Here is a 20,866-nt window from a genome sequence, read left to right on the forward strand (position 1 = left end):
TCAGACCGCCCTGACCATTTGCGGCGCAGTACTGCGCTCGTTACTGGTAGGCATGTCCAGATCACGGCTGACCAACAGCAGTACCTGGGCCGAAGCGTCGGCAACCTGCGCCTTGTAGCTGGCAATCGAGCGAGCAAAGACGTTGTAGATGATTACCGCCGGGATCGCGGCAACCAGGCCAAGGGCGGTGGCCAACAAGGCTTCGGCGATACCCGGGGCGACCACGGCGAGGTTGGTGGTCTGCGATTTGGCGATGCCGATAAAGCTGTTCATGATGCCCCAGACCGTACCAAACAGGCCGACGAAGGGCGCGGTGGAACCAATGGTGGCCAGCACCCCGGTGCCTTTGCTCATGTCCCTGCCGCACGCGGCCACCAGGCGCTCCAGGCGGAAGCTGACACGTTCCTTGATACCATCCTTCAGCTTGCTGTTGGCGGACAGGTTCAGTTCATCGCGGGCATCGTCGATCAGCAGGGTGCTGAAACTGTGCTGGGCACGTGCCTGGTCGGCGGCCTGTTGCAGGTTGCGTGCGCGTTTCAGTTCGGGCAGCTCACGACGCAGACGACGGCGGGCGCTGAGCAGCTCAATGCTTTTCGCCACCCACACGGTCCAGGTCAGGATCGAGGCGAGCACCAGGCCGATCATCACACTTTTCACTACGACATCGGCGTTCTGGAACATGCCCCATGGCGACAGGTCGTGCAGCAGGGCCTCATCGGCTGCCGCGTCAGGCGGCGTCTCGCTGTTCTGCAGGGCGGTCAGCAGGTGCTGAGCCTGCTCGGGGGCAATGCCGTTGTCCGTGATGAATTGTTGCTGTGTAGCGCTGATCTGCTCGGCACTGGCCTGTTCGCCCAACGCCGCGATTTTTTCCCGCAAAGCTGTTAGCTGAGGGGTCTCTCCAGTTACTGGTGCAGCCTGGGGTGTCGCCAATGCTGAGCCGTTCGGTGCGGCGGCAGCCGGTTGTTCAGCAAAGCTGGTGATGGGCAGCAAGGTCAGCAGTGACAGGCAGAGCAGCGGCAACCAGCGCGGCTGGCGAGACGTGGCGGTGTGAGCGGTTGGGCTGGAAAAGAACATACTGGCCGGACCTGAGAAGGAAAGGTTGCGGGTGCGCTGCGATATAGAGCGGCGCATGAGTAAGCGCAAACATTATTGCAAATAATTCGCGTTAATAAAATATTGATTAAAGACTGCCTCGCGCGCGAGGGCGCGAGTGGCTTGAGCGTGCGAGTGGAGGGTTTCGTGTGGCGAGGGCAGAGCGGAGCGTAGGGGAGGCGGGGCAGATGCCCCGCCAGGGGTGTTACTCGAGCACCAGAATAGCGTCCATTTCAACGTGCGCGCCACGGGGCAGTGCCGCTACACCAATGGCTGCGCGAGCCGGGTAGGGCTGCTCGAAGTAACGGCCCATGACTTCATTGACCTTGGCGAAGTGCGACAGGTCGGTGAGGAAGATGTTCAGTTTGACGATGTCCTTGAACGAGCCGCCAGCGGCTTCGGCCACGGCTTTGAGGTTCTCGAACACTTGCACGGTCTGGGCTTCGAAGCCTTCCACCAGTTCCATGGTCTTCGGATCCAGCGGGATCTGTCCGGACATGTACACAGTGTTGCCCGCCTTGATTGCCTGGGAGTAAGTGCCGATAGCGGCTGGGGCCTTGTCGCTGCTGATAACGCTCTTGCTCATGGAAGCTCCTGCAAAGCTGTAGTGGGAGAACTCTACGCACACGTTGCTGTGGCGATGTCAGTTAGATTATCTAGGTTGGGCGAAAGCCACAGCGACTGTCAAAGTACAGCGGGCTGTTGATTGTGCTGTTCAGTTCGATCAGGCGCGCGTTCGGGTAATGCGAATGACGCCGCTCAACGCCCGCAGCTTCTTGATCACGCGTGCCAAGTGCACGCGGTCATGCACGCTGACCACCAGCTGTACGACACTGATGCGGCCATCACGCTCGTCCATGCTGATCTTCTCGATATTACCGTCAGCGGCATTCACGCTGCCGGCCAGCAGGGCGATCAGGCCGCGCTGGTGCTCAAGCTCGACGCGCAGTTCGACGTTGAACTCGCCGGTAACGTCCTTGGCCCAGGACAGCTGGATGCATTTTTCCGGGTTGTGGCGGATCTCGCCGATGTTCTTGCAGCTGTCCAGGTGCACCACCATGCCTTTGCCTGCGGACAAGTGGCCGACAATCGGGTCGCCCGGAATCGGCGTGCAGCATTTGGCGTAGCTCAGCACCAGGCCTTCGGTGCCGCGAATCGCCAGCGGCCCTTCGCTGCTTGGCAACGCTTCGTTGCTGTCACTGAGCAGGCGGCGCGCCACCACATAGGCCATGCGGTTGCCCAGGCCGATGTCTTCGAGCAGGTCTTCGAGCACGTCCTGATGGTATTCGGCGAGTACCGCCTGGATCCGTTCGGGCGAGAGCTTGTCGACGCGGCTGTCGAAACCAGCCAGCACCTTGTTTAGCAGGCGTTCTCCCAGGCTGATGGACTCCGAGCGGCGCTGCAGCTTCAGGGCGTGGCGAATATGCGTGCGGGCCTTGCCGGTGACCACGAAGCTCAGCCAGGCCGGGTTTGGTCGTGCGCCGGGGGCGGTGACGATTTCCACCGTCGAGCCGCTTTCCAGTGCCTGCGACAGTGGCGCCAGGCGGCGGTTGATGCGGCAGGCGATGCAGGTGTTGCCGACATCGGTGTGCACCGCGTAGGCAAAGTCGACCGCCGTGGAGCCTTTCGGCAGCTCCATGATGCGGCCTTTGGGCGTGAACACGTAGACCTCGTCGGGGAACAGGTCGATCTTCACGCTCTCGATAAATTCCAGCGAATTGCCGGCGCGTTGCTGCATCTCCAATACGCCCTTGACCCACTGCCGCGCGCGGGCGTGGCTGCCCTTGGGCTGATCTTCCTCGTTGGATTTGTACAGCCAGTGTGCGGCAATGCCGTTGTTGGCCAGCTCTTCCATCTCACGGGTACGGATCTGAATCTCGATCGGTACGCCGTGCATGCCGAACAGCGTGGTGTGCAGCGACTGATAGCCGTTGGCCTTGGGGATGGCGATGTAATCCTTGAAGCGGCCGGGCAGGGGCTTGTACAGGTTATGCACGGCGCCGAGCACGCGGTAACAGGTGTCGACCTTATCGACGACGATGCGGAAGGCGTAGACGTCCATGATTTCGTTGAACGCCCGGCGTTTGCCGCGCATCTTCTGGTAGATGCCGTAGAGGTGCTTCTCGCGGCCCATCACCTCGCCCTCCATGCCTTCGCGGGCCAGGCAGTGGGTGATCGACTCTTCGATCTTGTTGACGATTTCCTTACGGTTGCCCCGCGCACGTTTGACCGCTGTGCGGATGCGCTCGGAGCGCATCGGGTGCATGGCCTTGAAGCCCAGATCCTCGAACTCGATGCGCATGCTGTGCATGCCCAGGCGGTTGGCGATCGGTGCGTAGATTTCCAGGGTTTCCTTGGCGATGCGTCGGCGTTTTTCGCCGGACAGCACTTCCAGGGTACGCATGTTGTGCAGGCGGTCGGCCAGTTTGACCAGAATCACCCGGATATCGCGGGCCATGGCCATGGCCATCTTCTGGAAATTCTCGGCCTGCGCTTCGGCCTTGGTTTCGAAGTTCATCTGGGTCAGTTTGCTGACCCCGTCGACCAGTTCCGCCACTGACTCGCCGAACTGGGCGTCGAGGGCTTCCTTGGCAATACCGGTGTCTTCGATCACGTCATGCAGCATCGCGGCCATCAGGCTCTGATGGTCCATGTGCATGTCAGCCAGGATGCTCGCCACTGCCAGGGGATGGGTGACGTAAGCTTCGCCGCTGCGGCGGCGTTGGCCGTCGTGGGCTTGTTCGGCGTAGAAATAAGCGCGGCGAACCAGGTTGACCTGATCGCCGTCGAGGTAGGTCGAAAGTCTGTCGGCGAGGGCGTCTATGCTCGGCATGGGTGTTCCCCTTGCCGATTCAGATGACCCTGCGCCTGACGACGTCGACCCGGCATAGGCTTACAGAGGCTCGTTCGCCTCTTCCTCGAATGCGGCAAACAGCGGTTCTTCTTCGACGATGTCGTCTTGGGCGATTACGTCATAGTTGACCAGACCGGCAGCGATTTCGCGCAGTGCGACTACGGTCGGCTTGTCGTTTTCCCACGCCACTTTCGGCTCTTTGCCGCCGGTGGCCAGCTGGCGCGAACGCTTGGTGGCGAGCATGACCAGCTCAAAGCGGTTATCGACGTTGTCCAGGCAATCTTCAACGGTAACGCGGGCCATGGTATTCCTCGTTGCGACAAAATTAAGAGCGAAAAAACGCCACCCAAATGGGCGGGCGGACTGGATAGTCTAAAAAATCACCAGCATTTAGGGAAGCACTGATTTGCTCAGTGCTTACTGCGTCAGACCAACAGCTCACTGAGCAAGCCGTTGTGACGTTGCTGTTGTGGGCTTTGCAGCAGTTGATTGGCGCGGAAAATCGCCTTCAGATCGCTCAGCGCATGGGCGAAGTCATCGTTGATCAGCAGGTAGTCATATTCGACGTAATGGCTCATCTCGCTGACGGCTTCACGCATGCGGCGCTCGATGATTTCACCGCTGTCCTGGCCGCGATTGGTCAAGCGATGGCGCAGCGCTTCCTGGGTTGGCGGCAGAATGAAAATGGATTTGGCTTCCGGCATCAGCCGGCGTACCTGCTGTGCGCCTTGCCAGTCGATCTCCAGAATCAGGTCGAAACCGTCGCGCAGTGTCTGTTTGACCCAGTCCTGCGAGGTGCCATAGAGGTTGCCGAAGACCTCTGCATGTTCAAGGAATTCTGTCTTGTCGAGCATGGCGTGGAACTGCTCGCGGCTGACGAAGTGGTAGTTCACCCCGTCTACTTCGCCCGGGCGCATGGCGCGGGTGGTATGCGAGACCGACACGCGAATCTGCGCCTCGCTGTCGATCAGCGCTTTGACCAGGCTGGTCTTGCCCGCGCCGGATGGGGCGGAAATGATGTACAGGGTGCCGGTGGTTGTGCTCATGGATCAATCCTGAAGCGCGTTGTTCGAAGAGTAGCAGGGGCGATCTGTCTTACTCGATGTTCTGTACTTGCTCGCGCATCTGCTCGATCAGCACTTTCAGATTGACCGCCGCCTGAGTGCTGCGGGTGTCGAAGGCCTTGGAGCCAAGGGTATTGGCTTCGCGGTTGAGTTCCTGCATGAGGAAATCCAGGCGTCTGCCGGCCTGGCCGCCGGACTTCAGGACGCGGCGCACTTCGCTGACGTGGGTACTGAGGCGGTCCAGTTCTTCGGCGACATCACTTTTCTGCGCGAGGATAACCAGCTCTTGCTCCAAGCGCTGTGGGTCCAACTCGGCCTGCATTTCGGCGCAACGATCGAGAATCTTCTGCCGCTGTCCGGCAAGCATCTGTGGCACCAGTTCGCGCAGGGCGGTGACTTGCTCAAGGATGCTGTCCAGGCGCTCATTGAGCAGTTTGGCCAGTTCTGCACCTTCGCGTTCGCGGCCTTTCTTCAGCTCGTTCAGCGCTTCGGTGAACAGCGCCAGAGCATTCTGATTGAGTGCTTGCGGGTCCGCAGCATCCGCCACCAGTACGCCAGGCCAGCCGAGTACCTCCAATGGGTTGAGTGCGGCAGGCTGCTTGATCAAGCCGGCCACGTTTTCGGCGGCGGCGACCAGTTGCGCGGCGCGTTCCAGATCGACCTGCAAGGCTTTGCCGGTGCTGTCATCGCTCAAACGCAGGGTGCATTCGACTTTGCCGCGCGACAGGCCGTTGCGCAGGGCTTCGCGCACCGCGCCTTCGAGGTCGCGGAAGCTTTCCGGCAGGCGCAAATGAGGTTCCAGATAGCGATGGTTGACCGAGCGCAGCTCCCAGCTCAGGGTGCCGTGGGTACCTGCCTGCTCGACGCGGGCGAAGGCAGTCATGCTGTGGATCATCGGGGCGAACCTCGCGGAAAGTCGAAAGCAAAGGCGTTCGATTGTAGCGCAGTGCGTCGGTCGCTCCCAATTCGACATGCCGTAGCGGGCTTACGGCCCTATAATGCCGGGCAGATTTTTTATTCAGAGCAGGAATTCCCAGATGAAACGTCCCAGTGGCCGCGCCGCCGATCAGTTGCGCTCGATTCGCATCACCCGCAACTACACCAAGCATGCCGAGGGTTCGGTGCTGGTGGAGTTTGGCGATACCAAAGTGATTTGCACGGTCAGTGTCGAGTCTGGCGTACCGCGTTTCCTCAAAGGCCAGGGCCAGGGTTGGTTGACCGCTGAGTACGGCATGCTGCCGCGTGCCACCGGTGACCGTAATCAGCGTGAAGCCAGCCGTGGCAAGCAGGGCGGCCGTACTCTGGAAATCCAGCGCCTGATCGGTCGTTCGCTGCGTGCAGCGTTGGATATGTCCAAACTGGGCGAAAACACGCTCTATGTTGACTGCGATGTAATCCAGGCTGACGGTGGCACCCGTACAGCGTCCATTACTGGGGCCATGGTTGCGTTGGTGGATGCGCTGAAAGTGATCAAAAAACGTGGCGGCCTTAAAGGCGGCGACCCGCTTAAGCAGATGATTGCCGCGGTGTCGGTGGGCATGTATCAGGGCGAGCCGGTACTGGATCTGGATTACCTGGAAGATTCCGCTGCCGAAACCGACCTCAACGTGGTGATGACTAGCGCCGGTGGCTTTATCGAAGTGCAGGGCACGGCCGAAGGTGCCCCGTTCCAGCCGGCAGAGCTGAATGCGATGCTCGAATTGGCGCAAAAAGGCATGACTGAGCTGTTTGAACTGCAGCAGGCGGCGCTGGTCGATTAAGACAGGTATTTCTGCCCACACCGCACGGAGACGCACAATGAGCGACGAACCCTTAGCACCTCAGCCCACTCCCGGCCCGGAAGCCCGTCAGTGGGCGATGTTCTGTCACTTTGCCGCCTTTCTCGGTCTGGTGTTTCCCTTTGGCAATCTGTTGGGGCCGTTGATCGTCTGGCAGGTCAAGAAGGATCTCGACCCGTTCGTCGATGCTCAAGGCAAGGAGGCGCTGAACTTCCAGATCAGCGTGGCCCTGGCCGCGCTTCTGTGCTTCTTGTTGATGGTGGTGGTGATCGGCTTCCCGCTGCTGTTGTTGGTCAGCGTGGGGGCGTTGGTGCTGACCATCATTGCCGGGATCAAGGCCAATGAAGGTCAGGCTTACCGCTACCCGTTCTCCTGGCGGCTGGTGAAGTAGCTGCTGCGAGAGCAACCCATAAAAAACCGGCTATCAGCCGGTTTTTTATGGGGCGTCATACGCTGAGTAACCAGTCGTAGTCGACGATCAGTGGGGCGTGCTGCGAGAAGCGTGGCTGACGCGGCAGGCGGGCGCTACGGATGCTGCGGCGCATGCCCGGCGTAAGCAGTTGATAATCAAAGCGATAGCCCAAGTTGAGTAGCTCGGCCTGTTCGCTGTCTGGCCACCAGCTGAACTGGTCACCTTCACGGCTGACCTCGCGCAACGCATCGACATAGCCCATGGTGCCAATCACTTCGTCCAGCCAGGCGCGCTCCGGCGCTAGAAAACCGGGCGATTGCTGGCAGTCGCGCCAGTTCTTCACGTCGAGCTTCTGGTGTGCCACGTAGAACGAGCCGCAATAGATGTACTCGCGGCGCTTGCGGCGCTGCTTGTCCAAATAATGGGTGAAGTCGTCCATAAACTTGAATTTCTGATTCAAGCTCTCATCACCCTGCTGCCCAGAAGGCATCAGCAGGGTGGCAATACTTACTTTGTCGAAATCGGCCTGCAGGTAGCGCCCATAGCGATCGGCCATTTCAAAGCCCAGACCGCTGATTACCGCCTTGGGTTGCAACCGCGAATACAGCGCCACGCCACCTTGGCTGGGCACTTCTGCATCGCAGGCATAGAGGAAATAGCCATCCAGTTGGAGGGCTTGGTCGTCCAGTTCAAAGGCGGAGGCGCGGGTGTCCTGCAGGCAGATGACGTCGGCATTCTGTGCTTGCAGCCAACTGAGCAAACCGCGCTCGACTGCCGCATGAATACCATTCACGTTCACACTGATGATCCGCATAAATGGCCCCCAAAATCACGTGGGTGTATGATACCCGAGCTCGTGTCTAATAAGTAATTTCCTAGCAAAACCGTGCTGTCCGGGGCCTTTCATGCAAGCGTATCAACGCGATTTCATCCGTTTTGCCATTGAGCGCGGGGTTCTGCGCTTTGGTCAGTTCACCCTGAAGTCTGGGCGTGTCAGCCCTTATTTTTTCAATGCCGGGTTGTTCGACAGTGGCCTGGCTCTGGCTCAACTGGGGCGTTTTTACGCGGCAGCCGTTATGGACAGCGGCATCGACTTCGATGTTCTGTTTGGCCCTGCCTACAAGGGTATTCCGTTGGCCGCGACCACTGCGGTGGCGCTGGCTGAACACCATCAGCGCGACGTGCCTTGGTGTTTCAACCGCAAGGAAGCCAAGGATCATGGCGAAGGTGGCACGCTGGTGGGTGCGCCGCTGGCCGGGCGCGTGCTGATTATCGATGACGTGATCACCGCCGGCACGGCGATTCGTGAAGTGATGCAGATCATCCAGGCCCAGGGCGCCCAGGCTGCCGGTGTGCTAATTGCGCTAAACCGCCAGGAACGTGGCAAAGGCGAGCTCTCGGCGATCCAGGAGGTCGAACGCGACTATGGCATGCCCGTGGTGAGCATTGTGTCACTCGAACAGGTGTTGGAATATCTGGCAGGTGATGCTGAACTCAAGCAGTATCTGCCAGCGGTAGAAGCCTACCGCGCCGAATACGGAATCTAACCTGTCGATAAGGTGTTGCCTTGATGCGCAGACCCGCCCTGACCCGCTGTTCGCTGTTGCTAGGCCTACTGCTGCCGGTTGTGGCGGGTGCGGCTGAGCTGTACCGCTATGTCGATGAAAGGGGCACCACGGTGCTGAGCCGCCAGGGCGTGCCGCCGGAGCACATCAGCAAGGGTTATGAAGTGCTGAATGATCAGGGGCGGGTGGTGAAGGTGATTCCGCCTGCGCCCAGCGCCGAGGAAATGCAGCGCATTCTTGCCGACAAGGCCCGTGCTAGTTCAGATGCGCAGTTGCTGCGCTTGTACAGTACCCCGGATGACGTTGAGCGCGCGCGCGAGCGCAAGCTGGCCGAATTGGATGGTCTGATTGGTGTGGCGCGCAGCAACTTGCAATCGGCGCGTACTCAGCAGGCTAATTTGCAAAGCCAGGCGGCCGATCATGAGCGCGGCGGCCGTAATGTGCCGGCAAACCTCTTGGCTCAGATCGAAAACCAGAAGGCTGAGCAGGAGCGTCTAAAGGGCGAAATCGTGCGTTATGAAGCGGCGCGCAAGGAGGCCGATAACAGCTTCAATGCCGATCGGGATCGCCTCAAAGAGCTCCTTAGCCGCACTCGTTAGTTGCCCCTCTAACCTCGGGCCATCATTGCTGTGGTGCGCTGCGTTCAAATGCCAGAATCTTCTGCTTTAGCCAGTCCGGCAGTGGCCGGCTGTTGCGGTTGGCGCTGTCCGCGTACACGTAAATCACTTCGCCGGCGGTCAGTGCCTGCTCGTCGCGCCAGATGCCCATGACAAAGCTCAGGCTCGAGCGGCCCAGGCGGGCGACGCGAATGCCAATCTGTAGCTGATCATCAAAGCGTGCGGGGGCCAGATACTCCAGCACGGTCTTGATGGCGAAGAAATCGCCGCCATCGTGTCTCAGGTCGTCCGGGTAGCGAATACCCAACGCGCGAAAGTATTCGGTAATGGCGACATCGGCGTATGTCAGGTAATGGCCGTTGAACACGATGCTTTGCGGGTCCACTTCAGCCCAGCGCACGCGCAATGGGTGAAAGAAACTGCAGGCGTCGCGGGACGGTGGATGGCTCACGTGAAACACCTCGGCTGCAGGGCTAAGCCGCTGAGCTTGGGCGCTGCAAGAGCCTGCTGCAAGGTGCGCAGCAGGCTATCAGGCGGGCGAATCAGCCACGATCAGCGGTCTGATTGGTGCCAGGCGTCAGTGACGCTTGCGGTTGCAGATCAGCGTACCGACACCGCTGTCGGTGAAGATTTCCAACAGCACGGCATTCGGCACGCGGCCGTCGATGATATGCGCGCTGGTCACGCCGCCTTGAACGGCTTCCAGGGCGCAGCGGATCTTCGGCAGCATGCCGCCGTAGATAGTGCCGTCGGCGATCAGGCCATCGACTTGCTCGGTGGTCAGGCCAGTGAGGACCTGGCCCTGTTTGTCCATCAGGCCGGCGATGTTGGTCAGCAGCATCAGTTTTTCGGCCTTCAATGCTTCGGCGACTTTGCCGGCCACCAGGTCGGCGTTGATGTTGTAGGACTCGCCATCCGGGCCGACGCCAATCGGTGCGATCACCGGGATGAAATCGCCCTTGACCAGCATGTTCAGCAGGTCTGTATTGACCCCGGTGACTTCGCCGACGTGGCCGATATCGATGATTTCAGGCTGAGTCATTTCCGGTGTCTGGCGGGTGACCTTGAGCTTCTTCGCGCGGATCAGTTCCGCGTCTTTGCCGGTCAGGCCGATGGCGCTGCCGCCGTGCTGGTTGATCAGGTTGACAATACTTTTGTTGACCTGGCCGCCGAGGACCATTTCCACCACATCCATGGTGGCGGTGTCAGTGACGCGCATGCCGTCGATAAAGTGGCTTTCAATACTCAGGCGCTTGAGCAGGTCACCGATTTGCGGGCCGCCACCGTGCACCACCACCGGATTGATGCCCACGGCCTTCATCAGCACGATGTCGCGGGCGAAGCCCTGCTTGAGTTCTTCGCTCTCCATGGCGTTGCCGCCGTATTTGATCACCAGGGTTTTGCCAACGAAGCGGCGGATATACGGCAGTGCTTCGGACAGTACCTTGGCGACGTTGGTGGCGGCATCACGTTCGAGGGTCATGCAGGGCTCCAGTAGAAAATGTACCAATCAATCAGAACGGCAGGTCGAGATCGGGCACCGTGCTGTACAGCTGGGCGCGGAAGATTTCCTTGATCCGTTCGAGTTCTTCTTCGGTTTCCGCCTCGAAGCGCAGCACCAGTACCGGCGTGGTATTGGAGGCACGCACCAGGCCCCAGCCTTTGGGGTAGTCGACGCGCACGCCGTCGAGGTTGGTGATGTTGCCGTCACCCCATACGCCGTCGCGTTGCAGGCGTTCGATAATGCTGAACTTGCTCTGCTCGGTGACCTGGATGTTGATTTCCGGCGTGGCGATATCGTTGGGGAAGGCGCTGAACACGTGTTCGGCATCACGACGATCCTGGCTGAGAATTTCCAGCAGGCGGGCAGCCGCGTAGATGCCGTCATCAAAGCCGAACCAGCGTTCCTGAAAGAAAATGTGCCCGCTCATTTCGCCGGCCAGCAGCGCGCCAGTTTCCTTCATTTTTTTCTTGATCAGCGAGTGGCCTGTTTTCCACATCACCGGGCGTCCGCCATAGCCACTGATCAGCGGGGTCAGGCGGCGTGTGCATTTGACGTCGAAGATGATGTCGGCGCCAGGGTTGCGTGATACCACGTCCTTGGCAAACAGCATCAGCAGGCGGTCCGGATAGATGATGGTGCCAGTATTGGTTACCACGCCGACCCGGTCACCGTCGCCATCGAAGGCCAGGCCAAGGTCGGCTTTTTCTGCCTTTACTCTGGCGATCAGCGCTGCGAGGTTTTCCGGCTTGCCGGGGTCGGGGTGGTGATTGGGGAAGTTTCCATCGACCTCGCAGTACAGCGGAATCACCGAGCAGCCCAGCGATTCAATGAGTTTTGGGGCGATCACCCCGGCCACGCCATTGCCGCAGTCGACGACTACGCGCATGGGTTTGGCCATGGCGATGTCATCACGGATCTGCTTGAAGTAGCGCTCCAGCACATCGACTTGTTCCACCGTGCCGACGCCACTGGCCAGGTCGTTGTTGTCGATACGTGCTTTCAGGGCCTGGATCTGTTCGTTGGCCAGGGTGTCGCCGGCGATGACGATCTTGAAGCCGTTGTAGTCGCGCGGGTTGTGGCTGCCGGTGAGCATCACGGCCGATTTGCCGCTGAGGATATGTCCGGCGTAATACACCACGGGGGTTGGCACCATGCCGACATCGCTGACATGGCAGCCGCAATCAAGCAGGCCCTGGATCAGTTGTTGTGTCAGTTCCGGGCCGGACAGGCGACCGTCGCGGCCGACGGCGATATTCGGCTCACCTTGAGCCAGGCTTTGTGAGCCGATGGCGCGGCCGATCCAGTAGGCGGTTTCCGCATTCAAAGTGCGGCCGACCACGCCGCGAATGTCGTAGGCGCGGAAGATATCAGCCGGCAGTTTGGGCGCTTTTACCTGCACCGGTGCAGGTGGGGACTCATCGAGGCCAAGCAGGTCCTGGTCTTCGTCAAGGATGTCAATGTCCAGAATGTCGGTGTCCTGAAACAGCGGATCCACCATGGGCGCAGGCTCAGGATGCGGACTTTGACGCTCCGGGCTGGTAGCGGGTGTAAGGCTGGTCTGTTCTGGGCCACGACGTGGCATGCGTGCCAGGTTCTGCGCCAGGCTGTCCAGGGTGGGTAAGTTCAAGCTGAAGGCTTTAACGGTCTTGCCAGCGGCCAGTTCCTTGAGCATTTTCCCCAGTTGCAATACATCGTCACGCAGGTGGCGTTGCAGGGTGCTCTGTACCAGGTACAAGCCAAGCAATGCGCCACCCAGTGCCAGCAGACCGGCGATGACCAGCAGCAGGGGTGACAGCGCCGATTCGGTAAGGGATGGGCCAGGAATGAAGCTGACTGTCCAGTTGGGGTTGCCAGTGCTGAATGACTGCGCAGTGCCTTGCGCTTCGCCGCGCTGGGCCAGTACTTGGGCGGCTGTGCTGTTGAATTGCTGGATCAGCTGGATCTGGCCGATTTCGGCCGGCATGACCGGCAGGTTGGCAAGCAGGCGCTCAAGGTCGACAGCCAGCAGCAGGGTGCCGTGCAGCGGCTCGCCTTCACTCAGGCGCAGCGGTGCGGCGCTATACACCAGCCAGCGCTGGCCGACCTTGTAGGCTTCCGGCGCGGGCGTCTGGCCGTTTTCGGCGCGACGCAGCATATCCAGCGCCGCAAAGTTCATCGGTGCGTTGCGGCCCATGTCCTGTACCGCCTGGCCGCGAGCATTGAGATGAGCATCAACCACGTTGTGCCAGTAGGTGAGGTTGCGTTCGGCTGCGCGCACCTGGGTGATGTCCTGGCTTTGCAGGGCTTGCAACAGTTGCGGGTTGCGGGCCGCGGCCTGGGTGTCAGCATTGAGTTGTTGCAAGGCTTTCTGCATGACGGCCGCCTGGCCACCACCCCAGGCCTGGCTGAGTTGTTGCGTCTGCTGCTGATTGGCGCTGTTGAGCGGGCCAAGCCAGAGCAATGCGCCGCCGAGTGCAATACCGATTGCGGCGGCGGCCAACCCAGGCAGCAAGGCACTGAAGTTGGATTTGGCCGCTTTGGGTTCGGCTGGACTGGCGGCCAGCTCGGCGCTCGGGATCGCGGTATCAGCGTCCTTTGCTGTGCGCTTGAAGAGTTTCATGCAGCGTCTCCTCGCAATTCATCCTGGACTGGATCGACAGGCCGTTGGTCGCGCCCTGCATTATCAGTAGGCTGTGGGGGTAATCAGTGACTGCCGGAGTGACCGAAACCGCCTGCGCCACGTTGGGTTTCGTCAAATTGTTCGACCAGTTCGAAATGCGCCTGCACCACCGGTACCAGCACCAGTTGGGCGATACGTTCGCCGATGGCGATGGTGAATGGCGTCTGGCCACGGTTCCAGCACGACACCATCAATTCGCCCTGGTAGTCCGAGTCAATCAGGCCAACCAGATTGCCGAGCACGATACCGTGCTTATGACCCAGGCCCGAGCGCGGCAGGATCATTGCGGCCAGGCCAGGGTCGCCGATGTAGATCGACAGACCGGTGGGGATCAGCACGGTTTGTCCAGGTTCCAGCACCAGCTCCTGCTTGAGCATGGCGCGCAGGTCGAGGCCGGCGGAGCCCGGTGTGGCGTAGTGCGGCAGCGGAAATTCGGTGCCCAGGCGCGGGTCGAGGATCTTGGCTTGTAAGGCGTGCATATCAGGCTCTGTTCGGTAAGTGGGCGTCAGCAGTTGGTCATGCGTTCGGCGATAAAACTCACCAGCTGGCGGGCAATCTTGCTTTTGCTGGTCTGGGCGAAGCTGCTCTGCTGGAGTTCACGGTCAATGATGGTGATGGCGTTTTCTTCGCTGTTGAAACCGATGCTGGGGTTGGCCACGTCATTGGCGACGATCAGGTCGAGGTTTTTGTCGCGCAGCTTGCGCGAGGCGTACTCCAGCAGGTTCTCGGTTTCGGCGGCAAAACCGACGCTGAACGGGCGGTCGCTGCGCCCTGCCAACGTGGCGAGAATATCCGGGTTGCGCACCATTTGCAGGAGCAGGCCATCACCACTGGTGGGGTCTTTTTTCAATTTGTGCTGGGCGACCACTTCTGGGCGGTAATCAGCCACGGCAGCGGCGGCGATCAGCAGATCACAGGGCATCGCAGCTTCGCAGGCGGCGAGCATGTCGCGGGCGCTGGTGACGTTGATGCGGGTAACGCGCTCGGGGGTGGGCAGGTGTACTGGGCCGCTGATCAGGGTGACTTTAGCGCCGGCCTCGGCTGCCGCTTCGGCGAGGGCAAAGCCCATCTTGCCGGAGCTGTGGTTGGTGATGTAGCGCACCGGATCAATGTTTTCCTGGGTAGGGCCGGCGGTGATCAGCACATGCTTGCCGGTCAGCGCCTGGTGCTGGAAGCAGTCGGCGGCGCATTGCACCAGCTGTTCGGCTTCGAGCATGCGGCCTGGGCCGATATCGCCGCAGGCCTGGCTGCCGGCAGCAGGGCCGAACAAGTGTAGGCCGCGTGCGGTCAGCAGTTGGGCGTTAGCCTGGGTCGCTGGGTCGCGCCACATGGCTTGGTTCATGGCGGGGGCCAGGGCTACAGGGGCGTCGGTGGCCAGCACAAGGGTGGTTAGCAGGTCATCAGCGACGCCCTGGGCCAGGCGCGCCATCAGGTCGGCAGTGGCGGGGGCGATCAATACCAGATCGGCCCAGCGTGCCAGTTCGATATGGCCCATGGCGGCTTCGGCTTCGGGGTCGAGCAGATCAAGGTGCACCGGATGCCCGGATAGGGCCTGGAGGGTCAGCGGGGTGATGAATTCACGACCGCCTTTAGTCATGACCACACGCACGTCTGCGTCCTGGTCCTTGAGTCGGCGAATCAGCTCTGCACTCTTATATGCGGCAATACCGCCGCCCACGCCAACAATGATGCGTTTCCGATACAGCCGCTGCATAGGCCTGCCTTTTATAGAGATGGATATACACCGCGACGCCGACACCTCCCCAGGCCGGTCGCCGCGCAAAAGTTGGGCTACGATAGCACAAGGGTTGTAAGCGAGTAGCGCTGCCAAGTGCTTGTCCGGCTTGGCTTTGCGCTCGCTGACGTGGCGCTTTGTCGCGCCTTTTAGCACACATGGAGGTGTGATGAGTATTCGTGATTGGCCGGCAGCCGAGCGTCCACGGGAAAAACTCCTCGCTCAAGGCGCCGGCGCGCTCACCGATGCTGAATTGTTGGCAATTTTCTTGCGCACCGGAGTGGCCGGGCAGAGTGCTGTGGATCTGGCGCGTCACCTGCTGGGCGACTTCGGCAGCCTGCGTGCTTTGTTACAGGCCGACCTGTCTTCGTTCAGTCAGCGGCTAGGCCTGGGACCCGCCAAATTCGCCCAGTTGCAGGCTGTGCTGGAGATGGCACGTCGGCACCTGGCCGAACAACTGCGCCGCGATTCCGCGTTAGAAAGCCCGCAGGCTGTGCGTGATTACCTGAAAGCGCTGCTACGGCATGAGCCACATGAGGTGTTCGGCTGTCTGTTTCTTGATGCCAAGCACCGGGTGCTGGCCTTTGAAGCGCTATTTCATGGCTCCATCGACAGTGCCAGCGTATACCCCAGGCAGGTAGTCAAGCGCGCCTTGGCGCACAACGCAGCGGCGTTGATCCTGACCCATAACCACCCGTCCGGTGTCGCCGAGCCCAGTCAGGCGGACCGGGTGTTGACCCGTCGCCTGAAAGAGGCGCTGGAGCTGGTGGATGTGCGTGTACTCGACCACTTTATCGTCGGTGACGGTGAGCCACTGTCGATGGCCGAGTACGGTTGGCTCTAGGGGCTGTTACCGTTTTGTTCGCGGTCGCGCCGAACGGCAGCAGCCCCTAGGGCTTCAGGCGTACCTTGGCAAAGTACTGGCGACCGAATGGGCTGACCTGATAACCCTCGACCTGCTTGCGCGTCAGCGCGTAAGCCGTCGGGTGAGCGAGTGGTAGCCAGAGTGCCTGCTGCTGGATGATCCGTTGCGCCTCCTTATAAATCTGGCTGCGCTGCGTCTGGTCGCTGGTGATTTTGCCGTCAGCGATCAGCTTGTCCAGCTGTGGGTCGCAATAGCGGGCGAAGTTCAGCCCGGATTCAAGCGAGGCGCAGGCAAACTGCGGCGTGAGGAAGTTGTCCGGATCGCCGTTGTCACCGGCCCAGCCCATAAACAGCAGGTCATGTTCGCCGGTCTTGGCGCGGCGAATCAGCTCGCCCCATTCAATGACGCGAATTTCCGCTTTGATGCCGACCTTGGCAAGGTCAGCTTGTAGCAGTTGCGCACCCAGGCTCGGGTTGGGGTTGAGCACGCTGCCAGTGGGGCGGGTCCAGATGGTGGTGCTGAAGCCATCGGCCAGGCCGGCCTGCTTGAGCAGGTCGCGGGCTTTTTGCGGATCATGCGGGTAGCCAGGTAACTCGCTGGCGTAGCTCCAGGTATTGGGCGGGTAGGGGCCGTTAGCTGCTTCGGCACTGTTCTCGAATACCGCCTTGAGGTAGCTGGTTTTGTCGAAGGCCAGGTTGATTGCCTGGCGCACGGCGGGTTGGTCCAGCGGCGGGTGCTGACTGTTGATACCGACGAAGGCAGTCATAAAGGCTGCGGTATGTGCGCTCTGCAGATTGTTATCACCGCTGATTGCCTGAATATCCTGCGGTTTTGGTGACAGGGCGATATGGCATTCGCCGCGGCGAAGTTTCTGCAGGCGCACGTTGGCGTCGGGGGTGATGGCGAACACCAGATTGTCTACCGCAGGTTTGCCCGCGAAGTAACTCGGGTTGGCGCTGTAACGTACGCTGGCATCCTTCTGAAAGCGCTTGAAGACAAATGGCCCGCTGCCAATCGGCTGGCTGTTGAGCGCTTCCGGGGTGCCGGCCGCCAGCAGTTGCGCGGCGTATTCGGCGGAATAAATAGAGGCGAAGCCCATGCTCAGGGTGGCCAGGAAGGTCGCGTCCGGGCGGTTAAGGTTAAAGCGCAGGCTGTGTTCGCCAGTTTTGTCGATGGATTTGATCAGGCTTGGCAGCTGCATCGACTGCGCATGAGGGTAGCCGCTGGGCGCAACCTTGTGCCACGGATGGGCCGGGTCGAGCATGCGTTGAAAGCTGAACAGCACGTCGTCGGCATTCAATAGGCGGCTGGGGTTGAAATAGTCAGTGTGGTGAAACTGTACGTCCGGGCGCAGGGTGAAACTGTAGCTCAGGCCATTCGCGCTGACCTCCCAGGCCTGCGCCAGGCTCGGCTGCAATGTGCCGCTGGCGGCATCGAAATCCACCAGGCGGTTCATCAGCACGTCAGCCGAGGCGTTGGTGGTGGTCAGCGAATTGTACTGCACCACGTCGAAACCATCCGGGCTGGCCTCCGTGCAGACGCTGAGCGTGTTGGCCTGGGCCAGGATAGGAGCCAGTAGCGGGGCGAGCAGCAGCGGTAGGGTGGCAAGACGCATGGCAAACTCCTGACAAGGTAGGCGCGCGGGCGAAGGTCATACCCTAGGTCATTATCCGGCGGCAGGGCAATCAGTCTTGGCGACGAGCGGTCGATCTGCGTTATGGCCGCTGCCGGCTGGGCCTGGGTGCTGGAATTGCGAGTTGGTCTTTGCCGGGTAAAGTGCGTTTAACCTTGTTGCGCTGGGGGCTTTCTGGTATAAAGCAGCGCTCTTTTGTAGGGGCCCGGTTCTTGCGCTTTCAGGTACGGCCGGTAAGACCCTCGAGATACGCGGCGCTGAGCGCCAATGACATTGAGTTTAAGCGGCCAACCCATGCCGGGTTGGGCATGTGGTTTTAGAGGGCTGAGGCATGTCGAGAGTCTGTCAAGTTACCGGTAAGGGTCCGGTAACCGGGAATAACATTTCCCACGCAAACAACAAAACCCGTCGTCGTTTCCTGCCGAACCTGCAGCATCATCGCTTCTGGGTCGAGTCTGAGAACCGTTTCGTGCGTCTGCGCGTTTCTGCCAAAGGCATGCGTTGCATCGACAAGCGTGGTATTGACGTGGTTCTGTCCGAGCTGCGCGCTCGCGGCGAAAAGGTTTAAGGAGAAAGTCATGCGTGAATTGATCCGTTTGATCTCGAGTGCCGGTACTGGTCACTTCTACACTACCGACAAAAACAAGCGCACCACTCCGGACAAAATCGAAATCAAAAAATTCGATCCGGTTGTGCGTAAGCACGTGATCTACAAGGAAGGCAAGATCAAGTAATTGATCTGGCTCCTTGCCGAAAAAGCCCGCCACTATGGCGGGCTTTTTCTTGCCTGAAATTCAGTCCAGATAGGGCTTGCCGCTGGTTGCTGGAAGTCCCGGGCAATAAAAAGCCCGCGCAAGGCGGGCAAAGGGTGACGCATGAATAGCGATCAGTTGCTGGCTTGCTCGAAGATCACATAGACCTTGCGGCACGGCTCCAGCACTTCCCAGGTGCCGGAGAAACCTGCCGGGATCACGAAACGGTCGCCGGCGCACAGGGTCTTGGCGTTGCCGTCTTTGTCGCGCAGGACTGATACGCCCTGCAGAATTTCGCAGTACTCGTGTTCGGTATAGTTGATGGTCCAGTGGCCGATGTCGCCCTCCCATATCCCCGCATTGAACTGCCCGCAGGGGCTGCCGTAGTGGTTGCGCACACTTTGCTCGGGGTCACCCTTGAGGACTTTTTCCGCCGCTGGGCGATAGTGCTCCGGGGGGGTGGTGGCGGTGGCGAAGTCGACGATCTGTTCGATGTTCATAAGCAGGTCCGGTTGGGAGTGTGCGCCTGTCTGGCCAGGCTTGTTGTCGGTTAGGGTGGATGTTTTTGGCAGTCTATGTTTAATAAAGCACACATAACAAGGCGAGTTTGCCAGTTTTTGTAAAAAATATTGGAAGTGTGCAGGCCTCTGGTTTAGTGTTGCCGGCAGGATTGGGCCGTAAGGTCCATGCAGAATAATTGACAGCGCAGCGGCCACTTGCGGCGCTTTACTAGCGATAGAGGATGTAGCAATGACTAGCCTGACTCGTGCCGACTGGGAGCAGCGTGCCAAAGACCTGAAGATCGAAGGCCGCGCCTTTGTCCATGGCGAGTACCGTGCCGCTGTCTCCGGTGCCACCTTCGAGTGCATCAGCCCGGTCGATGGTCGCCTGCTCGGCTTGGTGGCCAGCTGTGATCTGGCCGATGCCGAGTTGGCGGTTGCGGATGCCCGCGCCACCTTCGAGTCTGGCGTTTGGTCGCGCATGGCCCCGGCGCAGCGCAAGCGCATCATGATCCGTTTTGCTGACCTGATGGATCAGCACGCCGAAGAGCTGGCCCTGCTGGAAACCCTCGACATGGGTAAGCCGATCAGCGATGCCCTGGGTGTCGATGTGCCGGGTGCTTCGCGGGCAATTCGCTGGAGTGGCGAGGCGGTCGATAAGATTTATGACGAAGTGGCGGCGACGCCACATGACGAACTGGGCCTGGTGACCCGTGAGCCGGTCGGCGTGGTGGCGGCCATCGTGCCGTGGAACTTCCCGATGATCATGACCGCCTGGAAGCTTGGCCCGGCGCTGGCCACCGGCAACTCGGTAATCGTCAAACCGTCCGAGAAATCCCCGTTGACCGCCCTGCGCATGGCGCAACTGGCTCTGGATGCCGGTATTCCGGCCGGTGTGCTCAACGTGCTGCCAGGCTATGGCCATACCGTGGGCAAGGCGCTGGCGCTGCATATGGATGTCGACACCCTGGTGTTCACCGGGTCGACCAAGATCGCCAAGCAACTGATGATCTACGCCGGTGAATCGAACATGAAGCGCGTCTGGCTGGAAGCCGGTGGCAAGAGCGCCAATATCGTCTTCGCTGATGCGCCGGACCTCAAAGCCGCCGCCGAGGCCGCTGCCGCGGCGATCTGTTTCAACCAAGGCGAGATGTGCACCGCGGGCTCGCGCTTGCTGGTGGAGCGTTCGATCAAGGACACCTTCATGCCCATGGTGCTGGAAGCCATGCAGGGCTGGAAAGCCGGCTACGCGCTGGATCCGGACAGCAAGGTGGGCGCGCTGGTTGATGCGGGCCATCTGAATGCAGTGCTCGGCTACATCGACGCTGGCCACAAGGATCAGGCCAAGCTGCTGTGCGGTGGCAAGCGCGCTTTGGAGGAAACGGGCGGCCAGTATGTGGAGCCGACCATCTTTGATGACGCGAACAACAGCATGCGCATCGCCCAGGAAGAAATCTTCGGCCCGGTGCTGACGGTGATTCCGTTCGACAGCACCGAAGAAGCCATCGCGATTGCCAACGACAGCATCTATGGCTTGGCGGCTGCCATCTGGACCAGCAACCTGTCCAAGGCGCACCTGGCCGCCAAGGCGCTGCGTGTTGGCAGCATGTGGGTCAACCAGTATGACGGTGGCGACATGACCGCGCCGTTTGGTGGCTTCAAGCAGTCGGGCAATGGCCGCGACAAGTCGCTGCATGCCTTCGACAAGTACACCGAGATCAAGGCGACCTGGATCAAGCTTTAAAGACGCCGGGTCGACCTCCGGGCCAGTCCAGTAGCGTTTGATTGGCGGGTTAGGGCTGCGCTAAGCCCATTGGCGGCCGGGTTCCTATGGAG

22 protein-coding genes are annotated in these 20,866 nt (G+C 60.4%); 8 read left to right on the forward strand and 14 right to left on the reverse strand.

Annotation, left to right across the window (positions count from 1 at the left end; all coding sequences use genetic code 11):
* From exbB to DBR00_RS03650, 6 genes are all read right to left on the reverse strand, one after another.
* A complete protein-coding gene (gene exbB, locus DBR00_RS03625; protein WP_108488507.1) occupies positions 1 to 1,074 on the reverse strand; it encodes a tonB-system energizer ExbB in 1,074 nt (357 codons plus the stop codon).
* A 223-nt stretch (positions 1,075 to 1,297) separates the two neighbouring features.
* Positions 1,298 to 1,678: a RidA family protein gene (locus DBR00_RS03630; RefSeq protein ID WP_108488508.1), complete on the reverse strand. Its 381-nt coding sequence runs from the start codon at positions 1,676 to 1,678 to the stop codon at positions 1,298 to 1,300.
* Positions 1,679 to 1,816: 138 nt separating this feature from the next.
* The gene (gene spoT / locus DBR00_RS03635; RefSeq protein WP_108488509.1) at positions 1,817 to 3,925 is read right to left on the reverse strand and encodes a bifunctional GTP diphosphokinase/guanosine-3',5'-bis pyrophosphate 3'-pyrophosphohydrolase; all 2,109 of its coding nucleotides are present in this window, start codon (positions 3,923 to 3,925) and stop codon (positions 1,817 to 1,819) included.
* A gap of 60 nt (positions 3,926 to 3,985) precedes the next feature.
* On the reverse strand, positions 3,986 to 4,249 hold the full coding sequence (rpoZ, locus tag DBR00_RS03640; RefSeq protein WP_108488510.1) for a DNA-directed RNA polymerase subunit omega: 264 nt from the start codon (positions 4,247 to 4,249) through the stop codon (positions 3,986 to 3,988).
* 122 nt (positions 4,250 to 4,371) lie between these two features.
* A complete protein-coding gene (gmk, locus tag DBR00_RS03645) occupies positions 4,372 to 4,992 on the reverse strand; it encodes a guanylate kinase (protein ID WP_108488511.1) in 621 nt (206 codons plus the stop codon).
* A 49-nt stretch (positions 4,993 to 5,041) separates the two neighbouring features.
* Complete coding sequence (locus tag DBR00_RS03650) at positions 5,042 to 5,905, reverse strand: YicC/YloC family endoribonuclease (RefSeq protein ID WP_108488512.1); 864 nt, start codon at positions 5,903 to 5,905, stop codon at positions 5,042 to 5,044.
* A 142-nt stretch (positions 5,906 to 6,047) separates the two neighbouring features.
* On the opposite strand from DBR00_RS03650, the gene rph reads away from it, so the two are divergent.
* On the forward strand, positions 6,048 to 6,770 hold the full coding sequence (gene rph, locus DBR00_RS03655) for a ribonuclease PH (RefSeq protein WP_108488513.1): 723 nt from the start codon (positions 6,048 to 6,050) through the stop codon (positions 6,768 to 6,770).
* 37 nt (positions 6,771 to 6,807) lie between these two features.
* A complete protein-coding gene (locus DBR00_RS03660; protein WP_108488514.1) occupies positions 6,808 to 7,179 on the forward strand; it encodes a DUF4870 domain-containing protein in 372 nt (123 codons plus the stop codon).
* 55 nt (positions 7,180 to 7,234) lie between these two features.
* Here DBR00_RS03660 and DBR00_RS03665 read toward each other — a convergent pair whose 3' ends face one another.
* Complete coding sequence (locus DBR00_RS03665; RefSeq protein ID WP_108488515.1) at positions 7,235 to 8,014, reverse strand: exodeoxyribonuclease III; 780 nt, start codon at positions 8,012 to 8,014, stop codon at positions 7,235 to 7,237.
* A 91-nt stretch (positions 8,015 to 8,105) separates the two neighbouring features.
* On the opposite strand from DBR00_RS03665, the gene pyrE reads away from it, so the two are divergent.
* Complete coding sequence (pyrE, locus tag DBR00_RS03670; protein WP_108488516.1) at positions 8,106 to 8,747, forward strand: orotate phosphoribosyltransferase; 642 nt, start codon at positions 8,106 to 8,108, stop codon at positions 8,745 to 8,747.
* 23 nt (positions 8,748 to 8,770) lie between these two features.
* Complete coding sequence (locus tag DBR00_RS03675; protein WP_108488517.1) at positions 8,771 to 9,364, forward strand: DUF4124 domain-containing protein; 594 nt, start codon at positions 8,771 to 8,773, stop codon at positions 9,362 to 9,364.
* Between the two features lie 22 nt (positions 9,365 to 9,386).
* Here the strand turns inward: DBR00_RS03675 and DBR00_RS03680 are convergent, their stop codons facing one another.
* The 5 genes from DBR00_RS03680 to coaBC all read right to left on the reverse strand — a co-directional run bounded on the left by DBR00_RS03680 (position 9,387) and on the right by coaBC (position 15,259).
* The gene (locus tag DBR00_RS03680) at positions 9,387 to 9,833 is read right to left on the reverse strand and encodes a thioesterase family protein (RefSeq protein ID WP_108488527.1); all 447 of its coding nucleotides are present in this window, start codon (positions 9,831 to 9,833) and stop codon (positions 9,387 to 9,389) included.
* 126 nt (positions 9,834 to 9,959) lie between these two features.
* Entirely contained in the window at positions 9,960 to 10,865 is a 906-nt protein-coding gene (gene argB / locus DBR00_RS03685) for an acetylglutamate kinase (protein WP_108488518.1), read from the reverse strand.
* 31 nt (positions 10,866 to 10,896) lie between these two features.
* Positions 10,897 to 12,285, reverse strand: a complete 1,389-nt coding sequence (gene algC, locus DBR00_RS20750; protein WP_256582963.1) for a phosphomannomutase/phosphoglucomutase — start codon at positions 12,283 to 12,285, stop codon at positions 10,897 to 10,899.
* Positions 12,286 to 13,568: 1,283 nt separating this feature from the next.
* Complete coding sequence (gene dut / locus DBR00_RS03695; protein WP_108488520.1) at positions 13,569 to 14,024, reverse strand: dUTP diphosphatase; 456 nt, start codon at positions 14,022 to 14,024, stop codon at positions 13,569 to 13,571.
* Between the two features lie 26 nt (positions 14,025 to 14,050).
* Positions 14,051 to 15,259: a bifunctional phosphopantothenoylcysteine decarboxylase/phosphopantothenate--cysteine ligase CoaBC gene (gene coaBC, locus DBR00_RS03700; RefSeq protein WP_108488521.1), complete on the reverse strand. Its 1,209-nt coding sequence runs from the start codon at positions 15,257 to 15,259 to the stop codon at positions 14,051 to 14,053.
* 190 nt (positions 15,260 to 15,449) lie between these two features.
* Here coaBC and radC point away from each other — a divergent pair, with 190 nt between their 5' ends.
* On the forward strand, positions 15,450 to 16,124 hold the full coding sequence (gene radC, locus DBR00_RS03705) for a DNA repair protein RadC (protein WP_108488522.1): 675 nt from the start codon (positions 15,450 to 15,452) through the stop codon (positions 16,122 to 16,124).
* A gap of 46 nt (positions 16,125 to 16,170) precedes the next feature.
* Here radC and DBR00_RS03710 read toward each other — a convergent pair whose 3' ends face one another.
* The gene (locus DBR00_RS03710; RefSeq protein WP_108488523.1) at positions 16,171 to 17,760 is read right to left on the reverse strand and encodes an ABC transporter substrate-binding protein; all 1,590 of its coding nucleotides are present in this window, start codon (positions 17,758 to 17,760) and stop codon (positions 16,171 to 16,173) included.
* Between the two features lie 349 nt (positions 17,761 to 18,109).
* Between DBR00_RS03710 and rpmB the strand changes: the two genes are divergently transcribed.
* Complete coding sequence (rpmB, locus tag DBR00_RS03715) at positions 18,110 to 18,346, forward strand: 50S ribosomal protein L28 (RefSeq protein WP_090240685.1); 237 nt, start codon at positions 18,110 to 18,112, stop codon at positions 18,344 to 18,346.
* Between the two features lie 10 nt (positions 18,347 to 18,356).
* Positions 18,357 to 18,512, forward strand: coding sequence for a 50S ribosomal protein L33 (gene rpmG / locus DBR00_RS03720; protein WP_007894709.1), 156 nt, complete (start codon positions 18,357 to 18,359; stop codon positions 18,510 to 18,512).
* Positions 18,513 to 18,664: 152 nt separating this feature from the next.
* Here the strand turns inward: rpmG and DBR00_RS03725 are convergent, their stop codons facing one another.
* Complete coding sequence (locus tag DBR00_RS03725) at positions 18,665 to 19,030, reverse strand: cupin domain-containing protein (RefSeq protein WP_108488524.1); 366 nt, start codon at positions 19,028 to 19,030, stop codon at positions 18,665 to 18,667.
* Between the two features lie 250 nt (positions 19,031 to 19,280).
* Between DBR00_RS03725 and DBR00_RS03730 the strand changes: the two genes are divergently transcribed.
* Positions 19,281 to 20,774: an aldehyde dehydrogenase gene (locus DBR00_RS03730; RefSeq protein WP_108488525.1), complete on the forward strand. Its 1,494-nt coding sequence runs from the start codon at positions 19,281 to 19,283 to the stop codon at positions 20,772 to 20,774.
* The last annotated feature ends 92 nt before the right edge of the window (positions 20,775 to 20,866 follow it).

Source organism: Pseudomonas sp. HMWF032 (genome assembly GCF_003060885.1).
Taxonomy (GTDB): domain Bacteria; phylum Pseudomonadota; class Gammaproteobacteria; order Pseudomonadales; family Pseudomonadaceae; genus Aquipseudomonas.

Excerpts from the sequence above, each read along its gene's own strand:
- exbB (WP_108488507.1), bottom strand. The coding sequence starts at position 1,074 with ATGTTCTTTTCCAGCCCAACCGCTCACACCGCCACGTCTCGCCAGCCG.
- DBR00_RS03630 (WP_108488508.1), bottom strand. The coding sequence starts at position 1,678 with ATGAGCAAGAGCGTTATCAGCAGCGACAAGGCCCCAGCCGCTATCGGC.
- spoT (WP_108488509.1), bottom strand. The coding sequence starts at position 3,925 with ATGCCGAGCATAGACGCCCTCGCCGACAGACTTTCGACCTACCTCGAC.
- rpoZ (WP_108488510.1), bottom strand. The coding sequence starts at position 4,249 with ATGGCCCGCGTTACCGTTGAAGATTGCCTGGACAACGTCGATAACCGC.
- gmk (WP_108488511.1), bottom strand. The coding sequence starts at position 4,992 with ATGAGCACAACCACCGGCACCCTGTACATCATTTCCGCCCCATCCGGC.
- DBR00_RS03650 (WP_108488512.1), bottom strand. The coding sequence starts at position 5,905 with ATGATCCACAGCATGACTGCCTTCGCCCGCGTCGAGCAGGCAGGTACC.
- rph (WP_108488513.1), top strand. The coding sequence starts at position 6,048 with ATGAAACGTCCCAGTGGCCGCGCCGCCGATCAGTTGCGCTCGATTCGC.
- DBR00_RS03660 (WP_108488514.1), top strand. The coding sequence starts at position 6,808 with ATGAGCGACGAACCCTTAGCACCTCAGCCCACTCCCGGCCCGGAAGCC.
- DBR00_RS03665 (WP_108488515.1), bottom strand. The coding sequence starts at position 8,014 with ATGCGGATCATCAGTGTGAACGTGAATGGTATTCATGCGGCAGTCGAG.
- pyrE (WP_108488516.1), top strand. The coding sequence starts at position 8,106 with ATGCAAGCGTATCAACGCGATTTCATCCGTTTTGCCATTGAGCGCGGG.
- DBR00_RS03675 (WP_108488517.1), top strand. The coding sequence starts at position 8,771 with ATGCGCAGACCCGCCCTGACCCGCTGTTCGCTGTTGCTAGGCCTACTG.
- argB (WP_108488518.1), bottom strand. The coding sequence starts at position 10,865 with ATGACCCTCGAACGTGATGCCGCCACCAACGTCGCCAAGGTACTGTCC.
- dut (WP_108488520.1), bottom strand. The coding sequence starts at position 14,024 with ATGCACGCCTTACAAGCCAAGATCCTCGACCCGCGCCTGGGCACCGAA.
- coaBC (WP_108488521.1), bottom strand. The coding sequence starts at position 15,259 with ATGCAGCGGCTGTATCGGAAACGCATCATTGTTGGCGTGGGCGGCGGT.
- radC (WP_108488522.1), top strand. The coding sequence starts at position 15,450 with ATGAGTATTCGTGATTGGCCGGCAGCCGAGCGTCCACGGGAAAAACTC.
- DBR00_RS03710 (WP_108488523.1), bottom strand. The coding sequence starts at position 17,760 with ATGCGTCTTGCCACCCTACCGCTGCTGCTCGCCCCGCTACTGGCTCCT.
- rpmB (WP_090240685.1), top strand. The coding sequence starts at position 18,110 with ATGTCGAGAGTCTGTCAAGTTACCGGTAAGGGTCCGGTAACCGGGAAT.
- rpmG (WP_007894709.1), top strand. The coding sequence starts at position 18,357 with ATGCGTGAATTGATCCGTTTGATCTCGAGTGCCGGTACTGGTCACTTC.
- DBR00_RS03725 (WP_108488524.1), bottom strand. The coding sequence starts at position 19,030 with ATGAACATCGAACAGATCGTCGACTTCGCCACCGCCACCACCCCCCCG.
- DBR00_RS03730 (WP_108488525.1), top strand. The coding sequence starts at position 19,281 with ATGACTAGCCTGACTCGTGCCGACTGGGAGCAGCGTGCCAAAGACCTG.